The sequence below is a fragment of the Dyella thiooxydans genome (assembly GCF_001641285.1).
Classification (GTDB): Bacteria; Pseudomonadota; Gammaproteobacteria; order Xanthomonadales; family Rhodanobacteraceae; genus Dyella_A; species Dyella_A thiooxydans.
Window position 1 is genome coordinate 1,574,483 of sequence record NZ_CP014841.1, and the last position, 24,613, is coordinate 1,599,095.

Annotated in this window: 20 protein-coding genes; 10 read left to right on the top strand and 10 right to left on the bottom strand. The window is 65.7% G+C overall.

Features of this window, described 5'->3' with window-relative positions; genetic code table 11:
• Window positions 1–142: 142 nt before the first annotated feature.
• Window positions 143–3,211 carry a PPC domain-containing protein gene (locus ATSB10_RS18905; protein WP_083966127.1) on the bottom strand — a complete coding sequence of 1,023 codons (3,069 nt, stop codon included), beginning with the start codon at window positions 3,209–3,211 and terminating at the stop codon, window positions 143–145.
• A gap of 860 nt (window positions 3,212–4,071) precedes the next feature.
• Here ATSB10_RS18905 and ATSB10_RS07205 point away from each other — a divergent pair.
• A complete protein-coding gene (locus ATSB10_RS07205) occupies window positions 4,072–5,097 on the top strand; it encodes an alpha/beta hydrolase (protein WP_063671657.1) in 1,026 nt (341 codons plus the stop codon).
• Window positions 5,098–5,197: 100 nt separating this feature from the next.
• Here ATSB10_RS07205 and ATSB10_RS07210 read toward each other — a convergent pair whose 3' ends face one another.
• Window positions 5,198–5,686 (bottom strand): hypothetical protein, encoded by a 489-nt coding sequence (locus ATSB10_RS07210; protein ID WP_063671660.1) that lies wholly within the window; start codon window positions 5,684–5,686, stop codon window positions 5,198–5,200.
• Between the two features lie 328 nt (window positions 5,687–6,014).
• Here ATSB10_RS07210 and ATSB10_RS07215 point away from each other — a divergent pair, with 328 nt between their 5' ends.
• Window positions 6,015–6,407 (top strand): winged helix-turn-helix domain-containing protein, encoded by a 393-nt coding sequence (locus ATSB10_RS07215; protein WP_063671662.1) that lies wholly within the window; start codon window positions 6,015–6,017, stop codon window positions 6,405–6,407.
• Between the two features lie 123 nt (window positions 6,408–6,530).
• Here the strand turns inward: ATSB10_RS07215 and ATSB10_RS07220 are convergent, their stop codons facing one another.
• From ATSB10_RS07220 to ATSB10_RS07230, 3 genes are all read right to left on the bottom strand, one after another.
• Window positions 6,531–6,713 (bottom strand): YgaP family membrane protein, encoded by a 183-nt coding sequence (locus ATSB10_RS07220; protein ID WP_063671664.1) that lies wholly within the window; start codon window positions 6,711–6,713, stop codon window positions 6,531–6,533.
• A 217-nt stretch (window positions 6,714–6,930) separates the two neighbouring features.
• Complete coding sequence (locus tag ATSB10_RS07225; RefSeq protein ID WP_236886519.1) at window positions 6,931–8,856, bottom strand: M61 family metallopeptidase; 1,926 nt, start codon at window positions 8,854–8,856, stop codon at window positions 6,931–6,933.
• 235 nt (window positions 8,857–9,091) lie between these two features.
• Entirely contained in the window at window positions 9,092–9,619 is a 528-nt protein-coding gene (locus tag ATSB10_RS07230; protein WP_063671668.1) for a hypothetical protein, read from the bottom strand.
• Window positions 9,620–10,235: 616 nt separating this feature from the next.
• Between ATSB10_RS07230 and ATSB10_RS07235 the strand changes: the two genes are divergently transcribed.
• The 5 genes from ATSB10_RS07235 to ATSB10_RS07255 all read left to right on the top strand — a co-directional run bounded on the left by ATSB10_RS07235 (window position 10,236) and on the right by ATSB10_RS07255 (window position 14,000).
• A complete protein-coding gene (locus ATSB10_RS07235; RefSeq protein ID WP_236886520.1) occupies window positions 10,236–11,042 on the top strand; it encodes a protein NO VEIN domain-containing protein in 807 nt (268 codons plus the stop codon).
• Between the two features lie 45 nt (window positions 11,043–11,087).
• Window positions 11,088–11,735 carry a hypothetical protein gene (locus ATSB10_RS07240; RefSeq protein ID WP_063671669.1) on the top strand — a complete coding sequence of 216 codons (648 nt, stop codon included), beginning with the start codon at window positions 11,088–11,090 and terminating at the stop codon, window positions 11,733–11,735.
• A 258-nt stretch (window positions 11,736–11,993) separates the two neighbouring features.
• A complete protein-coding gene (locus ATSB10_RS07245; RefSeq protein ID WP_157469146.1) occupies window positions 11,994–12,671 on the top strand; it encodes a hypothetical protein in 678 nt (225 codons plus the stop codon).
• Window positions 12,672–12,699: 28 nt separating this feature from the next.
• Window positions 12,700–13,287: a glycoside hydrolase family 19 protein gene (locus ATSB10_RS07250; RefSeq protein ID WP_063671673.1), complete on the top strand. Its 588-nt coding sequence runs from the start codon at window positions 12,700–12,702 to the stop codon at window positions 13,285–13,287.
• Window positions 13,239–14,000, top strand: a complete 762-nt coding sequence (locus ATSB10_RS07255; protein ID WP_157469148.1) for a peptidoglycan-binding domain-containing protein — start codon at window positions 13,239–13,241, stop codon at window positions 13,998–14,000. The genes ATSB10_RS07250 and ATSB10_RS07255 overlap by 49 nt, the downstream gene beginning before the upstream one ends.
• A 171-nt stretch (window positions 14,001–14,171) precedes the next feature.
• Here the strand turns inward: ATSB10_RS07255 and ATSB10_RS07260 are convergent, their stop codons facing one another.
• On the bottom strand, window positions 14,172–15,878 hold the full coding sequence (locus ATSB10_RS07260; protein WP_063671677.1) for a M28 family metallopeptidase: 1,707 nt from the start codon (window positions 15,876–15,878) through the stop codon (window positions 14,172–14,174).
• Window positions 15,879–16,221: 343 nt separating this feature from the next.
• On the bottom strand, window positions 16,222–17,241 hold the full coding sequence (locus tag ATSB10_RS07265) for a hypothetical protein (RefSeq protein WP_063671679.1): 1,020 nt from the start codon (window positions 17,239–17,241) through the stop codon (window positions 16,222–16,224).
• A gap of 304 nt (window positions 17,242–17,545) precedes the next feature.
• Between ATSB10_RS07265 and ATSB10_RS07270 the strand changes: the two genes are divergently transcribed.
• Both ATSB10_RS07270 and ATSB10_RS07275 read left to right on the top strand, forming a co-directional pair.
• A complete protein-coding gene (locus ATSB10_RS07270) occupies window positions 17,546–18,331 on the top strand; it encodes a DUF4019 domain-containing protein (RefSeq protein WP_063671681.1) in 786 nt (261 codons plus the stop codon).
• A 159-nt stretch (window positions 18,332–18,490) separates the two neighbouring features.
• Window positions 18,491–19,000, top strand: coding sequence for a DUF1801 domain-containing protein (locus tag ATSB10_RS07275; protein ID WP_063671683.1), 510 nt, complete (start codon window positions 18,491–18,493; stop codon window positions 18,998–19,000).
• 141 nt (window positions 19,001–19,141) lie between these two features.
• On the opposite strand, the gene ATSB10_RS07280 is transcribed toward ATSB10_RS07275, so the two are convergent.
• The gene (locus ATSB10_RS07280) at window positions 19,142–19,384 is read right to left on the bottom strand and encodes a hypothetical protein (RefSeq protein WP_063671685.1); all 243 of its coding nucleotides are present in this window, start codon (window positions 19,382–19,384) and stop codon (window positions 19,142–19,144) included.
• A 37-nt stretch (window positions 19,385–19,421) separates the two neighbouring features.
• Window positions 19,422–19,988, bottom strand: a complete 567-nt coding sequence (locus ATSB10_RS07285; RefSeq protein WP_063671687.1) for a Tse2 family ADP-ribosyltransferase toxin — start codon at window positions 19,986–19,988, stop codon at window positions 19,422–19,424.
• A 429-nt stretch (window positions 19,989–20,417) separates the two neighbouring features.
• Between ATSB10_RS07285 and ATSB10_RS07290 the strand changes: the two genes are divergently transcribed.
• Entirely contained in the window at window positions 20,418–23,534 is a 3,117-nt protein-coding gene (locus ATSB10_RS07290) for a VPS10 domain-containing protein (protein ID WP_063671689.1), read from the top strand.
• 69 nt (window positions 23,535–23,603) lie between these two features.
• Here ATSB10_RS07290 and ATSB10_RS07295 read toward each other — a convergent pair whose 3' ends face one another.
• Window positions 23,604–24,491: an AraC family transcriptional regulator gene (locus ATSB10_RS07295; protein WP_063671691.1), complete on the bottom strand. Its 888-nt coding sequence runs from the start codon at window positions 24,489–24,491 to the stop codon at window positions 23,604–23,606.
• Between the last annotated feature and the right edge of the window lie 122 nt (window positions 24,492–24,613).

The following is a 24,613-nucleotide window of genomic DNA, read 5'->3' on the forward strand; positions in this document are numbered from 1 at the left end:
TGCAGACACGCAACCGGCATAGCCGTTGCGATAAACGCACGAGGCCCGGCAATGCCGGGCCTCGTCTTGGCGAAACATGGGCGGAGGCGACGGTCCGAAAGGCCCGATGAAACCCGTTCCCGCCTCCCGACCCCGACCTCCGTTACGGCAACCACTGGGCCCGGATGGTCAGGCCTGTGACGGCCGCCCTGGCGTGCACCAGGATGTAGTACGTGCCGGCCTTCGGGCTGCTCCAGGTACACAGCTCGTGGTTGCCGGTATGGGCCGAACGGCAGTCGAACTTCTTCAAGGTCGGCGCCGAACCATACTTGACGTAGAGATCGGCGTTACCCGTGCCATTCACGGTCAGGACCTCCGCATAGGTCACGCCGCTGGGAACGACCATGGTGAATTGCAGGTTCTGGCCCTTGGCGATGTTCAGCCCGGCCACGGCCACGTCGTTCTGCAGCTGACCGGCCGGGGCGGGAGCGGGTGCCGGTGCCGGTGCCGGTGCCGGGGCCGGGGCCGGGGCCGGGGCCGGGGCCGGGGCCGGGGCGGGAGCGGGAGCCGGAGCCGGAGCGGGAGCCGGAGCCGGAGCCGGAGCCGGAGCCGGTGCCGGTGCCGGTGCCGGTGCCGGTGCCGGGGCGGGAGCGGGAGCGGGAGCCGGAGCGGGAGCCGGGGCGGGAGCCGGGGCGGGAGCCGGGGCGGGGGCCGGAGCCGGAGCCGGGGCCGGAGCCGGAGCCGGAGCCGGAGCCGGAGCCGGAGCCAGCGTCGCAGATGGCGTCACGGTGCCGCCACCGCTCACGTCGAAGGCAAGCACGCCCTTGGCGCTGGCCATGAAGGTGCCACCGGCCGTGACGCTTACCTGCTGCTGCCCGTTGACGTTGGCCACCGTCACCGAATAACCGGTCTGGGGAACCAGCTCGGTGATCACGTGGCTGGCCGCACTGGCGGGCACGGTGTAGCTGATGGTGCCGCTCATCGGCGTGCCGGCGGCGCCGGCGCTGTTGATGACGACGTCGTTGCCGTTGCTTGCGGCGAGGTACACGCCCACGATGTTGCCGGCGTTGACGGTGACCGGGCTGGCGGTCGCCACGCCCGCCGCCGACGACGAGGTATCGAACACGTTCAACCACTGCTGGCTGAGGGCCGACGTCGGCGCGCGCTCCTGCACCTGCCACACCTTCACCGGATTGCTGCCCGGATACAGGCCCGTGGTGGTCGTGGCCGCGTTGGCGGGCAGCACCGTGGTCATGGCACCGGCGTAGGTCCCGTTGTAGGTCACGTCCAGCCGGGTCTCGCCGGCGGGCGCCGTGCCCTGGGTCGGGCTGGCCGGGAAGTGCCAGGCCAGGTACTGGTCGTAGGCGCTGCTGCCGGCCGTGGTCCGGTCATGGACGACGAACCGGTTCGGCCGCAGGTAGACCACCTCGCGCGACCAGACCGCCACCGCCGGACCGGCGGAGAACTTGCGGTACATGTCCTCGATGTGTTCGGCGCGGGTGTAGACGTACTCGCCGCCATCCTCGTAGGCGGCCACATGCGTGCGGACCTGGTTGTCCTCGGTGGTCGCCGCGATCTGGCCGCCGGGCTCGACGATCTTGCCGCTGCTTTTGTTGAAGACGTAGAAGATGTTGTAGAGCTCGCGGTTGCCCATGTAGAGCGTGCCGTCGGCGCTGCCGTAGTTGTCGTTGTAGATCTTGTCCTCGTCCGCGCTGCCGGTGGACCCATGCACCATCCAGCCGCCCGCATTCACCAGCAGCGGGGTGTTGCCGCGCGTCAGCGCCACGCTGCCCTGGTCGAAATACTGCTCACCCTGCGAAGGGGCATTGGTGTACGGGCCGGCGCGAAACGACATCCAGCTGGCAGCGGTGCTCCAGTCGGAGCGCGCCGACACGGCGTTCATGCCCTGGGCGAAGTAGGACACCGGCAGGGAGTCGAGCGACGTGCTCGGCGCGGCGGGGTTGGTCTCCAGGAACAGCAGCCAGGGCGCGGAGGAGTTGAAGCCATTGGTGGCCGCGCTGATCTCGTTGACGTACTGGTGGAGCACGCCCACCTTGGGCGATTTCCAGAAGCCGGCCTCGCCCAGCACCACTTCCGCCAGGCCGACCTGGGTGGTACCCGGCATGCCGATACCCATCGGCGAGCCGTCCGCATGGTTCATGTCGCGGTCGTCGAAGTAGGCGCGCGACGGCCAGGTGAAGTGGATCAGGTAGTCGGCGTTGTCCGTCGGGAAACTGAAGGGCGCGGCCGAGGCGTGGACGATGTCCGTGCCGGTGGCCGTCATCACTTCACGTGCCGGCAGGCTCATGTTGAGGATGCCCAGCGGCGCGTAGTTGGCAAAACCTTCCGGCCAGCCACCGCCGGTCAGGTGCTGCGCGTAGTACGGCTGCACCCGTTGGGCGAACTGGTGGGTGTACCAGTCGTTCCACTGCGTCGGCGCGCTGGGGTTGTCGCCGTAGGTGCCCAGTGCGATGGCCGCCTTGGCGTGGAAATAGCCCGCGAAATAGTTGCTCTGCGGGTGGTTGTATTCGAACGTCTGCGTTTCGAACGAGGTCACCCACGCATTGGCCGTGGTGTAGACCTGGGTCCGCTGCGCCGGGGTCAGCAGGTCGTACAGCCAGTCGTAGCCCAGACCGTAGCCCACGCCGTAGTTGCGCATGGCATAGCCGTCGTCGCTGTTCGGGTTCCAGCCCTGGTTGCCGCTGGCGGTGGAGTACGGCGTGGCCATCTTCATCAGGATGTCGACCGCCTTGGCGCCGTAGGTGGCGGCCGCGGTCGGATTGCTGGTCTTCAGGGTCTGGTAGCACAGCGCCTCGGACATCAGGGCCGGCAGGTAGGACTCGCCCTGGTAACCCGAACCGATGTTGGGCAGGTTCGGATAGGCATTGCCCGTCGGGTAGTTCACCGTGCCGCCGATGTACGAATCGCAGACCGACTTCAGCATCTGCCACTCGGGCGTGTTGGCGGCAGCGTTCTGGCGCAGGGCGGAAAGGGTCGACGTATCGAGGATCATGCGCGGATGGGCGGCAGTCACCGCCGGTGCCGTCGCCGCGAAAGCGCTCGAGGACGCGGTGGTTGCCAGCAGCGCGAAGAGCATGGCGCAGGTACCGGCGCCCACGCCGCGCAGATATTTGGACGGCTGGCCGAGGGGACGGCGGTCGCTGGACGCGGCCGGGGCCGAAACGAGGGCGTACGATGCACGCCCCGCCTTCTTGTTGCGGGGAAAGTTCATTGAGGACTCCAAAACTTGTCGCTTCCGCGGACGCCTACGACATGCCTTCGTCTGTCACACGGGGGGATGGGGAATGTGGGTTTGTGGGGTGTGGCTAGATCCGGGGTCGATCTGAGGTGGCACGTTACGCAGAAGCGTCTTGGTCAATTGTTAGCCACCTCACAGAGCAATGTGAAAGGACCGTGATGACGCGCACGCTTCGCGAAGTTGGGCCGCAAATACCCCCTGCACCCACTTGCGGAAGCCGCGCGCAGGGATACCCGCACCCGGCTCCGACCAGGCATCTGTCCCCTGAAATGGATGCCGACCGCTGGGGTTCCCGCCTGCCCACAGCCCCTCCGTCCGGTGCGGTTCCGGCGCGGCGATGGGTGCGGGTGCACCGCGAAAGCGGGCCCCGGATCGGGCCCACGGACGTCGCGGCCGGGGCCGCAGGCTCGCTTCGGACGATCAGGTCATGCGCTGGAAACGGCGCTTGCGTGCCGGGGATCGACTGCACGGTGGCGCGATTCGCGGCGCCACGATGGCCCGGGACGTCCCGTGGCGCGATTGCGCAAGGAGCACCATCGTATGCCCGGCCGCCAGCCGGTGCCCCGGGGAGGATGCATGGCCGGGCGGCCCGGACCCGATCCGGGTGTGATGGTGGCCTACCCGTGCAGGTACCTCCCGTTGCGCGTCGATGACGTCAGCGCGCCGCCAGCGCAGGGCCGTGCGGACGGGTCACAGTCCCGGGTCCCGGGGATGCGGAACGGTCATCGTCGCTCCCGGCTCCTGGCTTGCGTATCCTGAACTTCCTGCAGGGGCGCCAGTCGATGAAGGTGCCGGCCCGGCGCCTTGGCCGGGCCATCGACGGGAGATGCGCCTTGAACAGGACTTGCCTGAAAGCGGGCCCGGCCCTGCTGCTGGTCGCGATGCTGGGCCACGCCCAGGCCAACGACGCGAGCGCCACGACCATGTCGCAGCGCGTGCCGGATACCTATGCCCAGCCCGCAAAACGGGTCGACCTCGGCCATGGCCGTCAGCTCAACCTGCGCTGCTCGGGCAGCGGCCCGCAGACGGTGTTACTGGAGGCCGGGGCCATCGCCGACTCCTCCACCTGGTTCAGGGTGCAGCCGCTGCTGGCGGCCCGCACCCGCGTCTGCGCGTACGACCGGGCGGGCTTCGGTTTCAGCAGCGAGGGACCGATGCCGCGTGACCTCGATGCCGACGTGGCGGACCTGCACGCGCTGATCCGGCACGCCGGCCTCAGCAAGCCGCTGGTGCTGGTGGGGCACTCGCTGGGCAGCAACATCGCCCGGAGGTATGCGGGCAAGTATCCGTCCGACGTGGACGCGATGATCCTCGTCGACCCGCCCGCACAGGACATCGGCCGGTTCGCTCCCGCCTGGCAGAAGGACGAGGACACCCTCTCGGCGCAGCGGTTCGCCTTCCTCCACCACTGCGAGGCGGCTGCGGAGAAACACGAACTGCCGTCCAGCGATCCGGAGCTGAGCCACTGCCTCGGCGGACCCGACCCACATGCCAGTGCCCGGCTCAACGCGGTGAACCTGTCCCTCAAGTCCAGGCCGGCGTTCTGGCGCACCGTGCTGTCGGTGCTGCAGGACAACGTCCGGGTGTTCAGGCAACCGGTGTCGGCACGCGAGACGCACGGCTCGATGCCCCTGATCGTGCTGTCCGCCGCCAATACCTACGCCGACGCCCTGCCCCGCGACCGCAAGGGGCTGGAAGAGGCCCGGGCCCGCACGCAGGCGCAGATCGTCGCCACCTCTTCCCGCGGCACGCTGGTGCATGTGCCGGATACCTCCCATGACATCCAGATCGATCAGCCCGAGGCGGTGGTCAAAGCGGTGGAGCAGGCCATGCGGATGGCGCGGCACTCACCGGAGTGACGCGCTCCAACGGCTAGTGACGGCAAGGCAGACGAGCGGCCGGGAAGCAGGAGCCAGGGGCGACTTTCCGGAACGTGCACCCTGACCCCTGCCGGGTTGCTCACCCACCTTCGTCAACGGCGGCGACCGACAACGTCGACGCCATACGCGGCCCCGGTGCACTGCCCGATACCGGCACGGAGACCAGCTTGCAGCGGCGACCCCGTGATGGATCGCCTCCCTTGCAGTACACGTTCACGATGGCGACCGTGTTCCATCCGGCGTCCATCAACTGGATCTGCTTTGCCAGGCCGGAACCGGAGTTGTCGATGGCGACAGTGACATAGGGGCTCATGGCAAGCCCCCGCTTCCGCATCGCCTCGGCGGCCGCGGCCGCCCGCTGCGCGTGCATGTACTGCCGATGGGTGTGGCCGACGAGGGCCTTCAGTCCGTAGCCCGTGTCGAAATCGACGACGTAGACCCCGTACGGGGCCGGCAAGCCGGTCACGGTGACATCCTGCAGCTCGGTGGTCTGGTCCTGGGCGGCACTGATGCTGGGGACGCATGCAAAGCCGAAAGTCACGATTGCAGCAACGATGGTGTGCTTCATGGGAGCCTCCCGACGAGCGCCGATGCCCGTCGGGGAAATTCTGGGCCGCTGCCGCGGCGTTTACCTGAGGAATCCATGAGGAATCTGCGTGGATTCGGGGGGTGACTTTCGGCAGGCTCCTCGTGCGACCCTGCCATTCGTTACCCGTGCAATCGTTGCCGGCAGCGCTGCTGCGATACGCGGGAGTGATCCTGTCCTGGCGGACTTCCATGCTCCCAACCCGGACTGGACGCTGACCGTCGGGAAAAAAATGACCTCTGGCAGACGACTCGCTAGCGCTGACGGGCGCAAACTGCGCCGGCAGGGTCAGTCTCCGAGAGGCACCGTCATGCCGCGCTCCGAACTGGACGAGCACTGGTTCTACCAGTGCGACGACATCATCGTCGATCCCCACGCGCACCGACTGGAGCGCGCCGGCCGGGACCGCCCCCTGGAACCCAAGGCCTATGCGGTGCTGCTGACACTGCTGGAACAGGCCGGCGACGTGGTCGACAAGACGACCCTGCTCGATACCGCCTGGGGCCATCGCCATGTCACTCCTGGCGTGCTCGCCCATGCGATCTCGCAATTGCGCCAGGCCCTGGGCGACTCAGCACTGCATCCGCGCTACATCGCCACCGTGCACACCATCGGCTACCGCTTCATCGGCAAGGTGCATCGCCGGCCGCGGTTTGCGCCGGCGTGGCTGCGGGCGCCGGGAGACGCATTGATCCGCCCCTAGCGCAATGTCGAAGGGCACCCGCGCCCTCTGTGGCCGAGCTGGGGGCTCGCCACTTCAGCCGGGAGGCCATCGCAGCCGGCGAATATAAGGTGCAGCGGGCTCCCTGATGACCCTCCACCCGGTTCAGCGCTTGCAGGTATTGACGCCAATAAGGCTGTACAGCGGGCAGAAATTGAACAGCCCCGTGGCCAGCGGCACCACCCCGATCCACGCCCACACCGGGCCACCGGCAACCGCCCACACGATCAGCAGCAGACCGACTGCGATACGAAGCCACTTGTCCACGGATCCGACGTTGGATTTCATGCGCATGCCCTCCTGAAGGTGGGCGAAGCATGGCAGCCGTGGTCCGCGTGCCCCTTGATCGCGGTCAACTACCGCCGAGAACAGCCCCCAGCCGGCCCCACATTGCGTGCCCGCTGAACCCGCACGGGCGATGCGTCCCATGGCCGCGTACCCCCGGACCTTCCGTGCCCGGCCCCGCCGGGCGGTTCTCGCTGCCCCGCCAGCCCGTGCCGTCATCTCAGCCTCTTGCCGCCTTCGCAATATCACTGAGGTAATCGGGCGTGCTGCCATCGCGCACCAGATGCGGGTACTTCAGCCCGTCGTAGTAATTGATCGCGAGCGTGCGATAGGTGTCGAGATACGAGACCGTGAGCGTGATCGGTGCGTGGCCGCCCTTCGCCCGCCGGATGGCGTCCTTGAGCGCATCGCCGGTGAAATGCTCGCCGTCGACGGCGACGATCTTCATGCCCGGCACCAGGCCCGCCGCGTAGGCCGGGCCGTCCCATTGCACGTCGCTCACCTCCCCCTCGTCGGACATCGTCGCGCCGATCGAATAGGCCAGATCGACGCGGTGCTCCGCCTTCGACACGGCCTGGTCGTAATCGGAGGGCGTATCGGTGTACACCAGCTTCCAGCCGCCCCGCTCGATACCGTGCTCCGGAAGCGCCTGGCCGGTAGCGTCCAGCCGCTGGCGCAGGAAGCCGGCCCAGTCGAACGGCTGCACCTGGTTCAGTGCCCCCACCAGGTCGTCGAACGTGTAGGTGCGGGTGACGTAACTGCCGTTGTCCATGCTGTAGAACAGCCTGGCGAAGTCGTCCAGCGAACGGCGGTTGTGGCTGAGCTGGCGAATCCTGGTATCGACGTCCAGCCACAGCAGCTCGCCTTCCGGATAGAAATCCGTGCCGCGGCGATAGTTGCCCCAGTAATCACCGTTGAAATACAGCAGCTGCGCGCTGGTCGCAGTGTCCTGCAGCGGGCGCCAGGCACGTCCGGTGCGGTGGGCCATCTTCGCCGCGACCGAGGCCAGCGAATCGCGGAACTGCGCCGGTGTCAGCAGGCCCGAACGCACCGCCAGCACGGCCGACCAGTACTCGGTCAGGCCTTCGTACGACCACACCATGTCGGCGGGCTGCGGCGTGTTGAACGCCGGCGTCCACATGTCGGCCGGACGGCGGAACTTGCCGTTCCACGAGTGCGTGAACTCGTGCGGGATCAGCGTGGCCGAGGCGATGAACGCGTCGGGGTCGGTAAGGAAGTCCGCGCCCGTCATCTCGAAACTCGACTGGTGATGCTCCAGTCCGGTCCCCGCCACGTGATCGGAGACCGTCAGCAACAGGTCGTAGTGGTCGTAATGGTGCGCGTGGAACAGCGCGTAAAGCTGCTTCACCATGCGGCGGTACGCGGCCACCTGCGCGTCGCTGATCTGCACCGACATCGCGCTGTCGCCCACGATGTTCAGGTGCACCGGCACCTTGTCGCCCGGCGACAGGTCCACGCGCCGGAAGTACTCGCCCGCGATCAGCGGCGAGTCGATGAAGTTGTTGAAGCTCATCGGCTTGAAATGCACCGTATCGCCCGAGCGGCTCGCCACCTCCATCGCCGAGGCGAACTGCCAGCCGGACGGCAGCACCACGGTGGGCCGGATCGGGATGGCCCGCGCGTAGTAGCCGCCGGGATAGAACGCCACCTGGGTCGGATCCAGGTCGGCCAGATGCGGCGTGGACCACACCTCGTAGCCGTACCAGACACCCGGCCCTGGCGAGAGGTACTGGAACGACAGCTCGATGCGATCGGCGCCCTGCGGCACGTCCAGATGGAACGTGTACATGTCCACCACGTCGCGCCGCCACGGCAGTTGCTTGCCGTTCGCCGTGACGATCAGCCCCGCGATGTTCGCGATGCCGCCATCCGGGGCGTGGTCGGGCAACGGCCACTTCGGGTAGTACAGCGTCAACGGACCCGGCGTCACCGGAATCGTCTCGTGCATGCGGTAGATGCGGCGCGGCGCATCGCGCAGATCCATCGTGATCGCCAACATCCCCGGATAAGGGCTGTCCTTCGGCGCGTCGGGCGTCGACGCCTGCGCGGCGCACACCATGGACACGACACACCCTGCGACCAGGGCAAGCGCCCGGATGCCCTGACGAACGGACGGCAGTTTCACCGGAGACCCCCTGTAACTGGTGATGGCAAACACGCACGCCGGGCGCAGGAAATCGCGAGGCGGCGATGGACACAACGTCCTCGTGTGTACGTCACCGGGCAGAGAGCGTCAACGTGCGCCGGAGGGGATGGCGCCAGGCCGGAGGGTCGACAATTGACGGGACCGGTGGCGCCGAGGCGGACAACTCGCCAGGCGCTTCCAGGCCCCGGAAACGTAGATATGGTCCCGTTGCTGCCTATTGCCTCGACGGAGGCGCCTTGAAAGGTGCCGCAGCTGCCTCAGCCTCCTGCTTGCTGCTGAAGCCTCCGAGCGAGATCACTCCGTCTTTCGGCAGCCCCATCACAAGGGTCTGGAAAACCACGCTCCCGTTCACCAGAAATGCCAGTGCCCGATGGGCGTCCATGGCCCTGCGCATGCTCGCATCAAGTCGCGTCTGGCTCTTCGGATCGATCCTAATCTTGAGTTCGTAAACCGGTTCCTCGAACGCCGCATTTCGCTCAATGTCGATCTGCGTAACCTGTAATGCATCGGCACCACGCGCCTCGCGCTCCACACAGTCGTTTCCAGAGACACCCGCGGCGCCGCGCACCGGGAGCTCTGTCCTGAGCGGAGCGGGAGTCGATCGATCGCAAACAAGCGCCAAGCTCAACGGCTGGTACGAAGCGTGAGCAATGGGTGCTTCACCGACACGTTTGCTACAGCCGACTAACAGGCAGACGACCGCAGCCAGCACCCGGAAGCTGATCCGCTTTTGCATGTCCATGGGTTCATCCTTGTTGGGTGCCGTGCAGTCTGCCAGCGGGCGACCGGCGATTTCGACTCTCATGCGAGTCCGTCGTTATCTGCAAGCACCATGACGGTCGCCCCTGAGTATCCGAGCATCAAAAACGGGGAGCGATATCAACTCTTCGAGGATGCTTGCCACCCACTTCCGTTCGCCCCGGACTCACGGCTTGAACCGGCGGACCTCCTGCGGCCAGCCGCAGGCTTCAGCCACTTTGCCGGCCCAATGTCTTGCCGCCTGCTCATCGGCCACGTCGATCACGGTGAACCCGCCGAGGAACCGGGGGGGGGCGCACGTACGGCCCGTCGGTGAACCTCAGCGTCCCACTGGTGGCATCCGCGCTGCCGGCATCGCGAGCGCGCGACAGGGCACTAGCTGCCGGGTCATCCCTGCCACCTGGGACATGCCCTGAACGGGGGAGGCGGAGGCCATAGATCGCTCCCTGTTACCTCCGCCTACTCACGCGCCCCTGCCAAGCCTGGCCGCAATATCAAAGCGCACGCTGGCGGTGAAATTGGCTACGCTTGGCCGGTCTGATCAGGGGGCGCACGTGGCAACAGGAGAGGAATGGTCTCGGCTGGAGGTGGAAGCCTGCGTGGCCGACTACCTCGCGATGTTGACGCTTCAACTCAACGGCCAGCGTTACAACAAGACCGAGCACGCCAAAGGCTTGATGCACAAGCTCAAGGGGCGCAGCCGTCCATCCATCGAGTTCAAGCACTGCAACATCAGTGCGGTGATGCTGGAACTCGACTACCCCTACATCCCTGGCTATAAACCGCGCGGCAACTACCAGCACATGTTGCTGGATGTGGTTGAAGCGCAAGTCCAGCTACGTCCCGATCTACAGGACGCCGCGCAGGCGGCCGTGCTACGCCCCGCAGCCGCCATCGCCATTGCCGACGAAGCATCCGTCTGGGTGCCGACGCCCAGACCCTCGCGCATTCGTGAAGCCCCAGCGAACTACGCGCCCAGCTTCTCGCCCGCCAAACGGGATTACCTCGCCCAGGAAGCACGCAACCGCTCGCTCGGGCGCGCCGGCGAACTGTTCGTTCTGGAACTGGAAGCGCGCCGCCTGCACGCCGCTGGCAAGAAGGTGCTCAGCATGCGCGTTGAGCACGTCGCTGCGACACGAGGCGACGGCCTCGGTTTCGACGTGCTGTCGTTCGAAGAAGACGGCCGCGAGCGGCTGATCGAGGTCAAGACGACCGGTTTCGGCGAGCTGACGCCGTTCTACGTCAGCCGCAACGAACTGGCACGATCCAGGGCTGACGCCGAGCGCTATCAGCTCTATCGCGTCTTCAGCTTCAGGGACAGGCCCCGCCTCTTCGCCCTGCCTGGCGCGATTGAAGACGCCTGCCAGTTGGAAGCAAGCACCTACCTGGCGCGCGTTGGCGGCTAGCGCGAGCCACGGACCTCGTACGACAAGCAAGGAGCGCTCTCGCGCATGGAAACGGAACAGCTCACTTTCATCGCATTGGAAAGGCGCATTGAGGAGATACCGGAGCATTCCTCGTACCAGGTGTTTTCCACACGCCGTACCATCTGGGGCACAGGGATCGGCATCGCGGCAGGGCTAGCCGGGCTCCTCCTTGGGAAGATGTTCCCCGCCAGCATCACGGCTCTGATCGCGACTTGGGTGCTGCTCGCCGTGGAGGTGATCGCCGTTGCAATCGCGTGGATCGCCGAGCTTCCGTCCCTGAACCTGCGACCGTCCAAAGAGCGTCAGCAGTATGCCGAAACGCTGGACTTCGACCTGCCCCACTACCTCGAGCTCATTGAATGGCTAAAGGGCTTCCCCAGAGGGCGATTGGAGCTTCTGAGTACCTACTGCGCCCACCGGTTGGAGCGGATGCGAACCAAGCTTCCGCTCCTGACCGGAGGAGTCGAGAAACTGGGAGCCCTTCCTCTCATCGCAGGGTTGTTTCTGCAGCTCAAGGACCTTCATTGGCCCCTCCAGTTGGGCTGGCCGCAAATCCTGCTCATCGCCTTCCTGATGCTCTGCTACTGGGCAAGCATGCTGCAGTTGAGCCTGCGCTTTCGCCTGGAGCTGTACGACGCACTGCTTAGCCAAGCACTGCGCGATCAGGTCTAGGAATCAAGTCCGAACTTCGCCACCTTGACGGCTCAGCGGTCGAAGGACAGTGCACTCTGACCTCTGCGTCGCCCTCTGCTTTCGTTCCGCGACAAAGACCGCCCACCCCACGCCAGCCGTCTGAGCCGCAAGTGGGCACATGATCCGAGAAAGAACTCCCCTACGTGAATCGCAGGTCGGATCCGCTTTTTCGGTTACTGATCGCTGCTAGCCTCTTCGCACAGGGAATGTCTCGTACCACATCGTCAAGGAGTTTTGATGCTTTCCGCTCGCACGCGCGATCCTTTTCGCCGACGCCGAAAACCCACACTCCTCGCCAAGCTTCTTATCGGGTACGTAGTGAGCGTGGTGACCCTCGGATGCACGGCCGCACCCGCCGGAACGAAGCCGGTAATCGTGCCCGCCGATGTGCGCGCCCTCGTCGCACCGACCGACACGTTGCTGGCCTACAAGGCAGCCGATCTCTACAGGGACGGCTCCTGGGCGGCGGTTATCGTGGTTCGCCATCCCGCCAGCGAAATGAGCGACCTCGACTTCGACCACAACCCCTGTGATCTGCTGGTGTTGCGGAGAGAGCGCGGCAAGCTCGTGAAGGTTGACCACAGCAAGAAAGCGGTCGACTGTACCTACAACGATGTGGAACGCCACGCACCAGCCATGTCGTTGAATGACTACCTCAAGGTGTCGCCTGCAAGCATCGTATTCATCAATCAGAAGGCCAGGGGCAACAGTACTTTCTACTTCGCATGGTCGCAGAAGAAAGCCGCGTGGTATCTGCGCCGCGCCACGGCAACCAACGTTGGGGACGGTGCCGACGTCAACGACGTGAGCGTCACCGATGTGAGTGCCAGCTACCCGAAAAACTTCGGTTGGACGCCCATGTCATCGGTCGATCCGGATGCCATGGCCGACATTCTCAACAAGCTGGCCAAATAGAGCGAGTAACAGGTGAAAGGAGTTCGCCATGCCACGTTTCAACGAGAGTTCGGCCTTGCTGTTCAAGCGCTGCATCGAGTCGGGAATCGACTCGCCCTCTGAGCTCGCCAACATTCTGGGAAATGCGTCGGTCGAAACAAAAAATTTCCACACCATGCACGAAGGCCTTGGATACTCGTCCGCCGATGCAGTCATACACGCGTCACCGAGTTCAATCGAGCGCTACACGCGCGAAGAGATCCAAGCCGCCGTCGACAGCCACGACCCAAAAGAAGTCGCCAAAGTGCTCTACGAGGGACGTAGTGACTTAGGCAACAGCACAACTGGCGACGGTTACAGGTATCACGGTCGCGGCTACTTTCAGTTCACCGGCCGGTACAACTACGCCACTTTTGGCGAGAAGTTTGGCGTCAATCTTGTTGACAACCCCGACCAAGCCGCTGAGCCGGAAATGGCGGCGGAACTTGCCATCGCCTACTGGAAGCTCAAGGTCCCTGAAAGTATCGCGAGGACGCCAGGAAGGCAGGTATCAGCATCAATGGGGGGTCCAACGGTTCAGATGCGCGCGTGGCACAGTCGAACCTCTGGAAGGGCACGATCACCCCGGAGCTTGTAAAGAATGTGAAAGATGGAACCATCGACCTGGATCGGCTCGCCACGCTGGGGGTTGGCGACACTATGCGCGAAGGTGGCCACGGCAAAGGAATAGAGCAGCTACAGATCGAACTCCGACAGCTGGGATATGCCGACGATCATGGCAGGCCGTTGCACCCGGACGGTGACTTCGGCCCGGCAACACTCAGCGCGGTCAAAGCGTTCCAGAGGGACCACAGTTTGCTGGACGATGGCATCGCCGGCACCGGGACCAATCAGGCACTTCAGCACGAGGCCATCCGGCACATCAGCCTGCAAGAATCCGCCTTGCAGGCGATAGCCATGGACAACCCGCAACATCCGGGCTATCCCCTGTTCAAGCAATCGCTCGCCTGTGTCGGGAAGCTCGACCAGGCCCAGGGCCGTGCGACGAACTTCCAGAGCTACAACCTTTCTGGCGTGCTGGCTTTGGCGGCAAGGCGCGAGGGGCTGGAGCGGATCGATCATGTGGTGCTGAGCGATGACGCCACCCGGGCGATCGCGGTGCAAGGCGATCTGCGCTCCCCGTTGCGACGACTGGCCGATGTAGATGTGCTCGCCGGTGTCAACACACCGCTTGCGCAGAGCAGTACGGACTGGACGCAGTTCCAGTCGCCGGGATGGGCCGTGCAGGCGCCCTCCCCGTTGATGCAGACGGCAGATGTGCAGGCGCCGCAGCCGGCAATGCAGCGTTGAGACGGAAAGGCCTGGCATTGCCGGGCCTTTGTTCTCCTGCCGGGGGGGCGCCGTCGGGTGGCACCAGAGCGCACCCCTCTGCCGGCATCGGTATCGCCAACCTGCGCGCCAGCCTTATGAGATCAGCCTCAGGCCCTCGCGCGGAAAGGCGAACACATCCCCTCCTTCGGCTCAACCGCCCGGCTTCCCCTTCGCCGCCGGCGCCATCATCTTCCTGCGCGCCGCGCGGAACGGACTGTCGGAGTACCACTGCGGCCACACGCCGGTGCGGCTCAGTTCGCGACCGAGGTCGTAGAGCGCCTGGGTGTCTTCGAGGATGCCCGAGTAGTCCCAGTTCGGATTGAACACGTCGTTAGTCGTGTGGTAGCGGTGCGCGGTGTAATCCTCGGCGGCCTTCTCGCCCGCGGCCTTGCCGCCGTCGAGCAGGTCCAGGCCGGAGCTGGCCAGCATCGCCGGCACGCCGGCCTTGGCGAAGTTGAAATGATCGGAGCGGAAGTAGAAGCCGTTCTCCGGTGTGGTCTCGGGCGAGATCACCCGCCCCTGGGTCTTCAGCACGCCGGCCAGCATGTCCTCCAGCTGCGACTGGCCCTTGCCGATCACCGTCATGTCGTGCGCGCGGCCAATGATCGGCAGCGCGTCCACGGCGATGTCGGCCACCGTCTTGTCCAGCCGGAACACCGGCCGGGCGGCGTAGTACTGCGAGCCGAGCAGGCCCGATTCCTCCAGCGTGGGCATGAAGAACAGCACGCTGCGCTGCGGAGGGGTCTTCTGGTGCGCGAAGGCGTCGGCCAGCTCCAGCAGCATGCTCAGGCCGGTGCCATTGTCGATCGCGCCGCTGTAGACCTGATGGCCCTTGAGGCTGGGGTCGGTACCGAGGTGATCCCAGTGGGCGGTGTAGATCACCGCCTCGTTCGGCTTGGTGCTGCCCTTCACCATCGCCAGCACGTTGTGCGATTCGATGTGGCCGATCTTGTCGTGCAGCGTCACCGAAGCGGTGGCATTCAGCGGGACGGGCTTGAAGCCGGGCTTGCCCGCCGCTGTCGCCAGTTTGTCGAAATCGAAGCCCGCCGCGGCGAACAGCCGCGTGGCCGCCTCGTGCGTGAGCCAGCCGGCCACCGGGAGCCGAGGGGCCGGGTCGACGCGGGTGGGCAGGCTCAGCTGCGGACCGCTGCCGCTGTTCTGCAGCACGCTGAACGGATAACCCGCCGCCGCGTCGCTGGTGTGCACGATGAAGCAGGCCGCGGCCCCCTTCAGCGCCGCCTCGGCGTACTTGTACATCCAGCGGCCGTAGTAGGTCATAGCGCGGCCGTTGAACAGCTTGGGATCGCCGCTGGCAAAGCCAGGATCGTTGACCAGCACGATCACCGTCTTGCCCTTCACGTCGACGCCCTTGTAGTCGTTCCAGTGCCAGTTGGGCGCTTCCACGCCGTAGCCCAGGAACACCACCGGCGAATGCTTCAGGTCGATCAGCGGCTTCGCCTGCAGCGTCTGCACCATCATGTCGGTGCGATAGGCGAAGGCGGTGTCCTTGCCGTGCGCCGTGATGTGCAGTTTCACGTCGGGGTTGAGCAGCGTGATCGAGTCGGCCGGCACGGTCTGGAACCACGAGCCGTGGTTGCCGGGCTTGAGCCCCATGCGCTTGAACCGATCCACCAGCCAGGCCGTGGTGCGCTGCTCGCCCACGGTGCCCGGCTTACGGCCGCCGAACGCATCGGAGCTGAGCGTCTTGTCGAACGTCGCAAAATCAGCCGCATTAATTTGCGGCGCCAAAGCCACCGGAGGTGCTGCAGCAGGCGATGCGGCCGATGGCGTACCGGCCTGTGCGGCGCCTGCCGCCAAAGTCGCGGCGACCAGGAGGACGGATGTCGCTGCACGCATGGAGAACTCCTCGACGACTGGCGGAAAGCGACCTTTCTAGCGCGCCGCCGGGCGACTGTCCATGGCGCATGGCCACCGCCACGGGGCACCAGCGTGCAGAGGTCGATGCCACACCAACCCCTCACGGGTTGCACGAACTTCTCACCCTGCGAGGCGGACGATCATCGGCCGTCGCTGGCAAGAAAATGCGCCAGTACTCCCGCCAGTGGCCCCTCCGTGCGATCGACAGATCCCACTCCGAAAGGGCGGGACCAGGCCAGAGCCCGCTCCGTCCGCATCCGTCGGAACAAACCTTGTCACAAGGGGCTCCGACCCGGATGGCCTCCCCTCGCTCATTACCCTTCTACGTCCGCAGCGTTGCCTTCAGTCGAGTCATCTCGTCCAGAAATCCACGGGGGTCATCGAGACCAAGGTGAATCACCTCGCCGCCACGCAGCTCCAGGCGCAGGTTCACGCCACCGAATCCGGCATAGCGAGTGACGTCTCGCGCATCCAGATCCTTCCAGCTCAGGCTTCGCGCGACCTGGATGCCGGAAAGCTCAATCGTCCGTTCCACCGAGAGACCGTAGCGAAGGTGGAGCGATTTCGAATCAAGCGAGACAGGTCGGAATCTCGAAGCACGCGCCTCGGCGAGACACCAGAGCGCGCTGAGAAGGGTCATGATCGAACTGACATAAGCAACGCCGGGACTGATCTTGTCCATCAGCAGATGCAGGATCGGCAGAGGCAGCAGGTTGATGACGGCCCACGCCATCCAGGTACTGGCGTTCGCCGATTGAGAACCGTAACTAAAGTGGCGGTCGCCCGGAAATTCACTCAGAGCCGGAGCCTTACGGACAAGACCGTAGGTCCAGAGTCTCAGCTCGGCGGCCAAGGCCTTTTTCCATCTCCGCACGACCCACGAGTCACCCGGCCCAACCGCAGTTTTCCGGGAAATGACCACATCGAAATTGGTCCGTCGGCGAAGGCTTACCACCTCCCAAAGGACTCGCGCCTCATATCCGGCCATCAACACGGATGATCCGATCATCACGATCGCCTTACCCGGAAGCAACGAATGGAACGCGGCGTCAACCGCCGTCGGACCCAATCCCCAAAAGCCCGCAAGCATCCCGACCGTGACGATGACGACGGCGCCGACCAGAGCAACCGGCGGCCGGTCGCGCCATAGCCACGCGAAGATCAGCGCAGGCAAAGCCACGAGATCCAGCAGGATCAGTGCAGGCAGTGGGAGGCTTGCTGGCAGGTACGGCGAAAGCAGCCCCCCAACCCGACCAAGCAAGTAGGCCCCGTAAAGCGCATAAACAGCACCGAGGTAGTACCAGAAGGGCGTCGGAGAAACGCGCGGCCGCGAGGTTGGCATAGCATGATTGTCGCACGTCCCGGATGCGACTACTTCCGGTCGATATAGCGATAACTAGCAAGCGGATCGCGCATCGCCGCCCCGCCTATCAGGCCTGCCCCTTCCCTCGTCAGCCCAACCAAACCTCATCGACAAGGGGCCCTGACCCGATCAACTCAACCGACCGCGCCATTGCCGCACGGGCAAGGTCGTCCGGCACACTGAAGTACGCAATACCTCCCGATTTGGCCGTCCGTACAACGACCCCACACCAAAGTGCTAGCCTGCGCCAGTTCACACCGGCTCATGTTCGAAAGGATCTCGCATGCTCGCCCGTCTCTGCCTCGGTGTCCTGGTCGCCCTGCCCGCCTTTGCGCTTGCCAGCACCGGACAAGCTGTCCGGGTGCAGCAGCCGTCCCCTGGCCACTACGAGCTCACCGCTACCTTCGATGGCAGCACAGACGTGGAAACGGCCCAACGGCTTCTGGTGCCAGAGGCGGCGAAACGCTGCGGCAAGCAGCCCTACTCGCTGGGCCACTACACATTTTCGACTTCCGCGCCGGTAGCCCCGGGAAACGGTGAAGCAACGCCGCAGATCACCATCGTCCAGCAGGTCACCTGCGGCGCGTCTGCATCAGCGGACCCGAATCGGCCGCAACAGAACGACGATTGGCACCCCGGCCCGGCCGACCAGGAGATCATCCGGAAGCGCACGCTCGCCTACCTGGAGGCCAAGGATCGAGACGATTTCAAGAGTGCGCTGGCGATGGTGGCCGAACCAACGCGCGGCATGATGGCCCACTCGCAATGGCAGGATGCGCGACGCGCATTCAACGCAGCAGCGGGACCCGTCAGCAGCCGCGAGGTGATCGCCATCAGCTGGTTCGACCACCCGCCTGGGGCGCCACCAGGCTGGTACGCAACGGCCGACTACACCGCCACCTACGCAAGCGCTGCGTTCTATTGCGGCTACCTGGCCTGGATGCGCCAACCCGACGGCAGCTTTGCGATGATCCGCGAGGACGAAGGAAAACTATCCCCGTCCCAGGCAGCCGCCGTTCCTCCTGACCGCATGGCCAGCGTGAAAGCCCAGCTGGGTTGCAAGCGCTAGCCTTTGTCACAACGGGCGAGTGCGGGCGAGAAGAACGAGAGGTGGCGTCAACGCTTCAAGAGAGCGCTCCGTGCCCGCCACCCGATCTTGCTTACTCGTGTCGATCCGGCAGGTGCTTGATCGTCGCTCATGGGAGCCCGAAGCCATCCGGAGTCCGCCATGGTGACCCGCAAGACAGAAAAGCCGCAGCGCCCCGCCGCGGCGAACGTACGCAAGCCCGCCGCCAACCGCGCCCCCTCCCCCATTGCCCTGCCCGAAACCATGAACGGCAAGGCCAGCCAGGCCAAGGCCGCCGTCGGCGACAAGCCGGTGTTCGCCTATATCGCCAGCCTGCCGCAACCGCAGCGCGGCATTGCCGAACGTATCGACCGCCTGGCCGCCGACACCCTGCCCGGCCTGGAGCGCAGCGTGAAATGGGGCATGGCGTACTACGGCGTGGGCGATGGCTGGTGCTTCAGCTGCGGCGCGTTCGCCGGCCACGTCAAGCTGATGTTCGTCAACGGCACGACGCTCGACCCGGTGCCGCCGGTGACGCCGGTCGCCATGGGCAAGGCGACGCGGGGCGTGGAGCTGGCCTCGCTGGGCGACATCGACGAGGACCAGGTCGTGGCGTGGATGCGGCAGATCGCTGCGAAGCCGGGCGTGGGGAAGCGGCCGGCAAGGAAGTGAAGACGACGCGACCGGTCCCTCCCTCGATCTTTCCATTGCGCCGGAAGGGCGCCAGTCCGCATTGCGCGCGTTGAAAACCTCTACTTCGGAAGGGGTAAGGGCACAATCCATTTTTCGAGAAAGTGCACTCTGACCCTAGTTTCAATCCTCGCCCAGATCGTGCCCGCGCTCGGTCACCAGCAGCTTGTAGTCGGGCAGATTGGTCTGGCCCTGATTGGCCGAGGCGTAGGCCTCCTCCAGCTCGTCGGCGAGCGCCTCGTACTTGACCAGCTGCATCTCTTCGGCCGGAGTGATGGTCTCGTCCGGCAGGTGACTCAGGCGTTGGATCTCACGGTCCACCGCCTGGATGATCAACACAAGGGATCGCGCACTGATTTCGGGCATCGCAGGTTCTCCGTTGGGGCCGCTCAGCGGCCGGATGTCAGTCCGCGGCCGGCTCGATACCGCTGGCATCGCTTGCTTGGATCACTTTGACCGCCCGGCCGAGCTCAACCGATCGCGCCACTGCAGCACGTGCAAGGTTGTCCAGCGCACCGAAGTACGCATCCAGTGTCATCCGACTCTTTGGGCGGATGGTGTAATGGCGGCCACTCACCGTCTTTGTGCGGTTCCATTTCTTCTTCGCGTCGCGCTTGATGTACAGCGTGTCAGCGCAATACTCCGTGCCCTTTGGAACGGAAAAATAGCTCCATTGGCTAAAGCCGAACCAGCCGGGCACGTCGTGCGTGGAGGTGCCGCCGTCGGTCAGCACGTACCAGGGGCGGTCGTCACCGGAGCGTTCGAGCATGACGTCCGCGCCCTCCACGAACTGCCGGCCATCGGATCCACTCTGTACGTCACCCTCTGCTCGCGCGTGCAGCAACCCGGCTGCGGTTGCCCCTGACTGGCCTGCAGCCACGCTGTCCAGCTTTCCCGACTCGGGGGCGTCGTGGTGAATCGCCCGATACAAATTCCATGCAATCTCGGCCATCGTGGTTCCCTGCTCCATGGCTTGCGCGTCCTGAACTTCCTGCGTTGCCCCAATCCATAAAAGGGGCCGCGCCCAATTAAGCCAGACAGACGCCCCCGCCCACCAGAGGTCTTCCCAATTCAAGAGGCGGGGTTCACTTGCACGTAATCGGCAAGTAAGCCTTTCGCGTCAGCTGCCTTCCCACGCTGAAAGGAGAACGGATGACCATCCGGGAACTGAGGTGCGCAGCGCCCAACGACTTCGCCATGTTGGTGCCCATCGATCGCGACGACCTCGAAGGACAGCGGAACAGGGGTCAGAGTCGACTTTTAAAGTGGCACACCGCAAGAAAGTGCACTCTGACCCCAGTTTTCCCCGCCGACTGGCTGCCGTGACTTCAAGCTCTTGAATCTCCCCCGGCAACGTGCGCAGATCGTGCGTTTCAGCCTGCTGTCCCCGGAGCCACCCATGCGTCTGCGCCATCGCCTCGCCCTGCTCACCCTCGGGATCACCACGGCGCTGGCCGCGCGGGCCTCCGTCGATCCGTCGCTGTACCAGGATCTGCACTGGCGCCTGATCGGCCCCTTCCGCGGCGGGCGCGTGCTGACCGTGGCGGGCGTACCGGGCGACAACCGGCACTTCTATTTCGGCGCAGTGGACGGCGGGGTCTGGGCCACCCAGGACGCCGGTCGCACCTGGCAGCCGATCTTCGACGACGAGAAGGTCGGTTCGATCGGCGCGCTGGCGGTGGCGCCGTCCGACCCGAAGACGCTCTACGTGGGCACCGGCGAAGCCGACATGCGTTCGGACATCGCGCACGGCAATGGCATGTACAAGAGCACCGACGGCGGCCGGCACTGGTCGCACATCGGGCTGGAAGACAGCCGGCAGATCGCCAGCGTGCTGGTCGACCCGCGCGATCCGGACGTGGTGTTCGTCGCCTCGCTTGGCCACGCCTACGGTCCGAACGCCGAACGCGGCGTATTCCGCTCGCGCGACGGCGGCAAGAGCTGGCGCAAGGTGCTGTTCAAGAACGACGACACCGGCGCGATCGACCTGGCCTTCAAGCCCGGCGATCCGGACACGATCTACGCCGCGCTGTGGCAGACCCGCCGCCCGCCGTGGAGCGTCTACCCGCCCTCGAACGGCCCGGGCAGCGGGCTGTACGTATCGCACGACGGCGGCGAGCACTGGAGCCCGCTGCAGGGCCACGGCTTCGCGGCCCATCCCGGCCGCATCGGCATCGCAGTGGCGCCGAGCGAACCGGACCGGGTGTACGCCCTGGTCGATGCGCCGGCCGGCGAAGGCGGCCTGTACCGCTCCGACGACGGCGGCGCGCACTGGAAGCACCTGACCTCCGACCAGCGCATCTGGCAGCGCGGCTGGTATTTCTGCCGGCTCACGGTGGACCCGAAGAACGCCGACCGCGTCTACGTGATGAACACCATCGTGCTGCGCTCGGACGACGGCGGCAAAAAATTCATCGCGCTCAAGGGCGACCCCACCGGCGACGACTTCCACCAGATGTGGATCGACCCGACCAATCCGGACCGGCAGATCCTCGGCGTCGACCAGGGCGCGCTGGTCACGCTCAACGGCGGCAAGACCTGGAGCAGCTGGTACAACCAGCCCACCGCGCAGATCTACCACGTCAGCACCGACAACCGCTTCCCGTACTGGGTCTACGGGGCGCAGCAGGATTCCGGCGCGGTGGCGCTGCCCAGCCGCACCGGCAACGGCGACGGCATCACCATGGAGCAGTTCCACGAGGTCACCGCCGGCGGCGAGAGCGACATGATCGCGCCGGATCCGGACGATCCGGACATCGTGTACGGCGGCCGGGTGGACAAGCTGGACACCCGCACCGAACAGACCCGCAGCGTCGATCCCACCCTCGCCTACCCCGCCGCGCACTACCGTGCCGCCTGGACGCTGCCGCTGACCTTCTCCAAGCGCGACCACAAGGTGCTGTACTTCGCCAACCAGCGCCTGTTCCGCACCAACGACGGCGGCGAGCACTGGGCGCCGATCAGCCCCGACCTGACCCGCGAGGACGCCGGCGTGCCGGCCAACCTCGACGCTCCCACCGCGGCCGACGACAGCCACCTCGACAAGCGACGTGGCGTGATCTACACCATCGCGCCCTCACCGCTCGACGCCAAGGTGCTGTGGGTGGGCACCGACGACGGCCTGGTCTGGCGCACCGAGGACGAGGGCGCGCACTGGCAGCCGGTCACGCCGCAGGCGCTGACGCCGTGGTCCAAGGTCGCCGGCATCGAGCCCTCGCACTTCGACCCGGACACCGCCTACCTGGCGATCGACCGGCACCGGCTGGACGACGACACGCCCTACCTCTACCGCACCACCGACGGCGGCAAAGCCTGGACGCGCATCGACACCGGCATCCCGCGCGACAGCTTCGTCAACGTGGTGCGCGAGGATCCAAGGCACCGCGGCCTGCTCTACGCCGGCACCGAACGGGGCATGTACGTCTCGTTCGACGACGGCGCCCACTGGCAGGCGCTGCAGCAGAACCTGCCGATGACCTCGGTGCGCGACATCGACGTGCACGGCGACGACCTGGTGATCGCCACCCACGGCCGCGGCTTCTGGATCATGGACGACGTCACCGCGCTGCGGCAGATGGCCGGCCTGCACGCGGACACGGCCACCCTGTTCCGGCCGGCCGATGCCATCCGCGTTCGCCGCGCCCGCTTCACCGGCACCCCGTTCCCGAAGGACGAGCCCATGGCGGCCAATCCGCCGGACGGCGCCATGATCGACTACGCGCTGCCGACCGGGGTGAAGGGCGCGGTGACGCTGACCGTGTTCGATGCCCAGGGCAAGCCGGTGCGCAGCTTCAGCAGTGCCGAGCCGGTGACCAGGCCCGATCCGGCCAAGCTCGCCGTCGCACCGGAGTGGGTGCCGGCACCGATGCGCCTGTCCACCGCACCGGGCATGCATCGCTTCGTGTGGGATCTGCACTATCCGTCGCAGCTGCCCGCCGAGACCGACAGCCCGCAAGAGAAGAGCGGCGTGTGGGCGCCGCCCGGCCAGTACACCGTCGAGCTGCAGGTGAACGGTCACCGCTACCGGCAGCCACTACTGCTGAAGGCCGACCCGCGCGTAAAAGTGTCGACAGCCGCCATGCAACGCGAGTTCGAACTGGCGCGCAAGGTGGAGGAAGCCTCGGCGCGCGCCGCCCGCGCCAGCACCGAAGCGGGCAAGCTGCTCAAGGCACTGGACGCCCTGCCGCAGACCACCCTGCATACCCAGGTCGAAGCCCTGATGGCCAAGGCGCAGGACCTGTCCGGCGTTGTCGTGCATCCCGACCCGCGCAACTCGATGGGCACCCCGCCGCGACGCACCGACAGCCTGCGCGCCCTGTCGATGAACCTGGCCAAGCTCGAACAGGCCGTCGACGGCGCCGACGCCGACCCCAGCCCGGATGCGAAGGCATCGTATGCCGAACTGTCGAAAACACTGGATGCCACGATCGAGGCATGGCAGCGGTTGAAGCGCAGTGATCTGGCCGATCTCAATGCCCGCCTGAAGGCAGCCGGGGCCAAACCGATCGCGCTGTAGCAAAACCAAAACAGGGGCCAGAGCGCGCTTTCCCGGAAAGTCTGCCCCCTGTTCTGACACCGCGACGTGCTATATCAGCGGCAGGAACAACTCCAGGAAGACCTCAGGCGTCGACGCATCCGGCGCGAGGGAGAGCCGCCGCTGGCAATAGATCGGGAAGTCGCGCATCTCCTCACCGCTGTCCGGAAGCCAGTCGCGGTAGAGGAAGAGCGCGGCGGGCTCGAGATCGTTGGTATTGCCGGGATAGCGCAGCACCGCACAGCGTCCGCCAGGGATCACGCCGGCCCTCATCCCCTGGTCGTTCGTCTCGACCGGCTGATCAGTCCCCACACACAGATCCATGCTGTAGTCGGCCGGGTTGGCGGGACACCGCTCGGATCGAAACACCATCAAGCTGGGTCGCCCGGTTTCGGGCGACAGGCCCCTGGCCTTGCACCAGGTCTTGAATCGCTCGATCGTCGTGCCGAGCGTTGCCCGATCGCCTCGATGCTCGATCATCGCCACCGGCATCGGGGGCACGTCACGGATCGTCACGTCGTCGCGGGTAAAGATAATCTGCATGAGCTTGTTCCTTGCGTTGTCCAGAGGCCCTAAGGCGGCTATCCACGGCGCCCAGTCGGGCGACCTCCGGAACGACGACGGCGACTGCCCGAACCGCTGGCGAAAAGCACGGGCGAAGGCATCGGGCGCCTCGTAGCCTGCATCCATCGCAATGTCGGTGACGCTTTCGGCGTCGTTCCAAGCCAGCCGGCGCGATGCACGTTTCATGCGGGCCAGTTGGACATAGCGATGCAGGGACAACCCGAAGGTCGCCACAAACTGTCGATGGAAATGAAACTTCGAGAAGGCGGCGACACGGCTGACCGCTTCCAGATCCAGATCATCGTCAAGGTGCCGATCGATATAGTCCAGCACGCGCTGCATCCGCGCGTGATAGTTGCTAACCGTTGCCGTCATCGCCCGTTTCTCCGTGGTGCAACCATCCTGCCGACCGAGGTCACCCGCTGCTCGACCGATCTTGCGGGTCTGGCGGGGTCACCAAGAATCGGCAAGCCTTGGCCGGACGCCACCCGCCCTCA

Bases quoted from the DNA above. Each gene is read 5' to 3' on its own strand.
- ATSB10_RS07270 (WP_063671681.1), top strand. From the start codon at position 17,546: ATGCTCGCCCGTCTCTGCCTCGGTGTCCTGGTCGCCCTGCCCGCCTTT.
- ATSB10_RS07220 (WP_063671664.1), bottom strand. From the start codon at position 6,713: ATGAAATCCAACGTCGGATCCGTGGACAAGTGGCTTCGTATCGCAGTC.
- ATSB10_RS07240 (WP_063671669.1), top strand. From the start codon at position 11,088: ATGGAAACGGAACAGCTCACTTTCATCGCATTGGAAAGGCGCATTGAG.
- ATSB10_RS07275 (WP_063671683.1), top strand. From the start codon at position 18,491: ATGGTGACCCGCAAGACAGAAAAGCCGCAGCGCCCCGCCGCGGCGAAC.
- ATSB10_RS07210 (WP_063671660.1), bottom strand. From the start codon at position 5,686: ATGAAGCACACCATCGTTGCTGCAATCGTGACTTTCGGCTTTGCATGC.
- ATSB10_RS07215 (WP_063671662.1), top strand. From the start codon at position 6,015: ATGCCGCGCTCCGAACTGGACGAGCACTGGTTCTACCAGTGCGACGAC.
- ATSB10_RS07260 (WP_063671677.1), bottom strand. From the start codon at position 15,878: ATGCGTGCAGCGACATCCGTCCTCCTGGTCGCCGCGACTTTGGCGGCA.
- ATSB10_RS07285 (WP_063671687.1), bottom strand. From the start codon at position 19,988: ATGGAGCAGGGAACCACGATGGCCGAGATTGCATGGAATTTGTATCGG.
- ATSB10_RS18905 (WP_083966127.1), bottom strand. From the start codon at position 3,211: ATGAACTTTCCCCGCAACAAGAAGGCGGGGCGTGCATCGTACGCCCTC.
- ATSB10_RS07265 (WP_063671679.1), bottom strand. From the start codon at position 17,241: ATGCCAACCTCGCGGCCGCGCGTTTCTCCGACGCCCTTCTGGTACTAC.
- ATSB10_RS07295 (WP_063671691.1), bottom strand. From the start codon at position 24,491: ATGACGGCAACGGTTAGCAACTATCACGCGCGGATGCAGCGCGTGCTG.
- ATSB10_RS07245 (WP_157469146.1), top strand. From the start codon at position 11,994: ATGCTTTCCGCTCGCACGCGCGATCCTTTTCGCCGACGCCGAAAACCC.
- ATSB10_RS07230 (WP_063671668.1), bottom strand. From the start codon at position 9,619: ATGGACATGCAAAAGCGGATCAGCTTCCGGGTGCTGGCTGCGGTCGTC.
- ATSB10_RS07290 (WP_063671689.1), top strand. From the start codon at position 20,418: ATGCGTCTGCGCCATCGCCTCGCCCTGCTCACCCTCGGGATCACCACG.
- ATSB10_RS07280 (WP_063671685.1), bottom strand. From the start codon at position 19,384: ATGCCCGAAATCAGTGCGCGATCCCTTGTGTTGATCATCCAGGCGGTG.
- ATSB10_RS07250 (WP_063671673.1), top strand. From the start codon at position 12,700: ATGCCACGTTTCAACGAGAGTTCGGCCTTGCTGTTCAAGCGCTGCATC.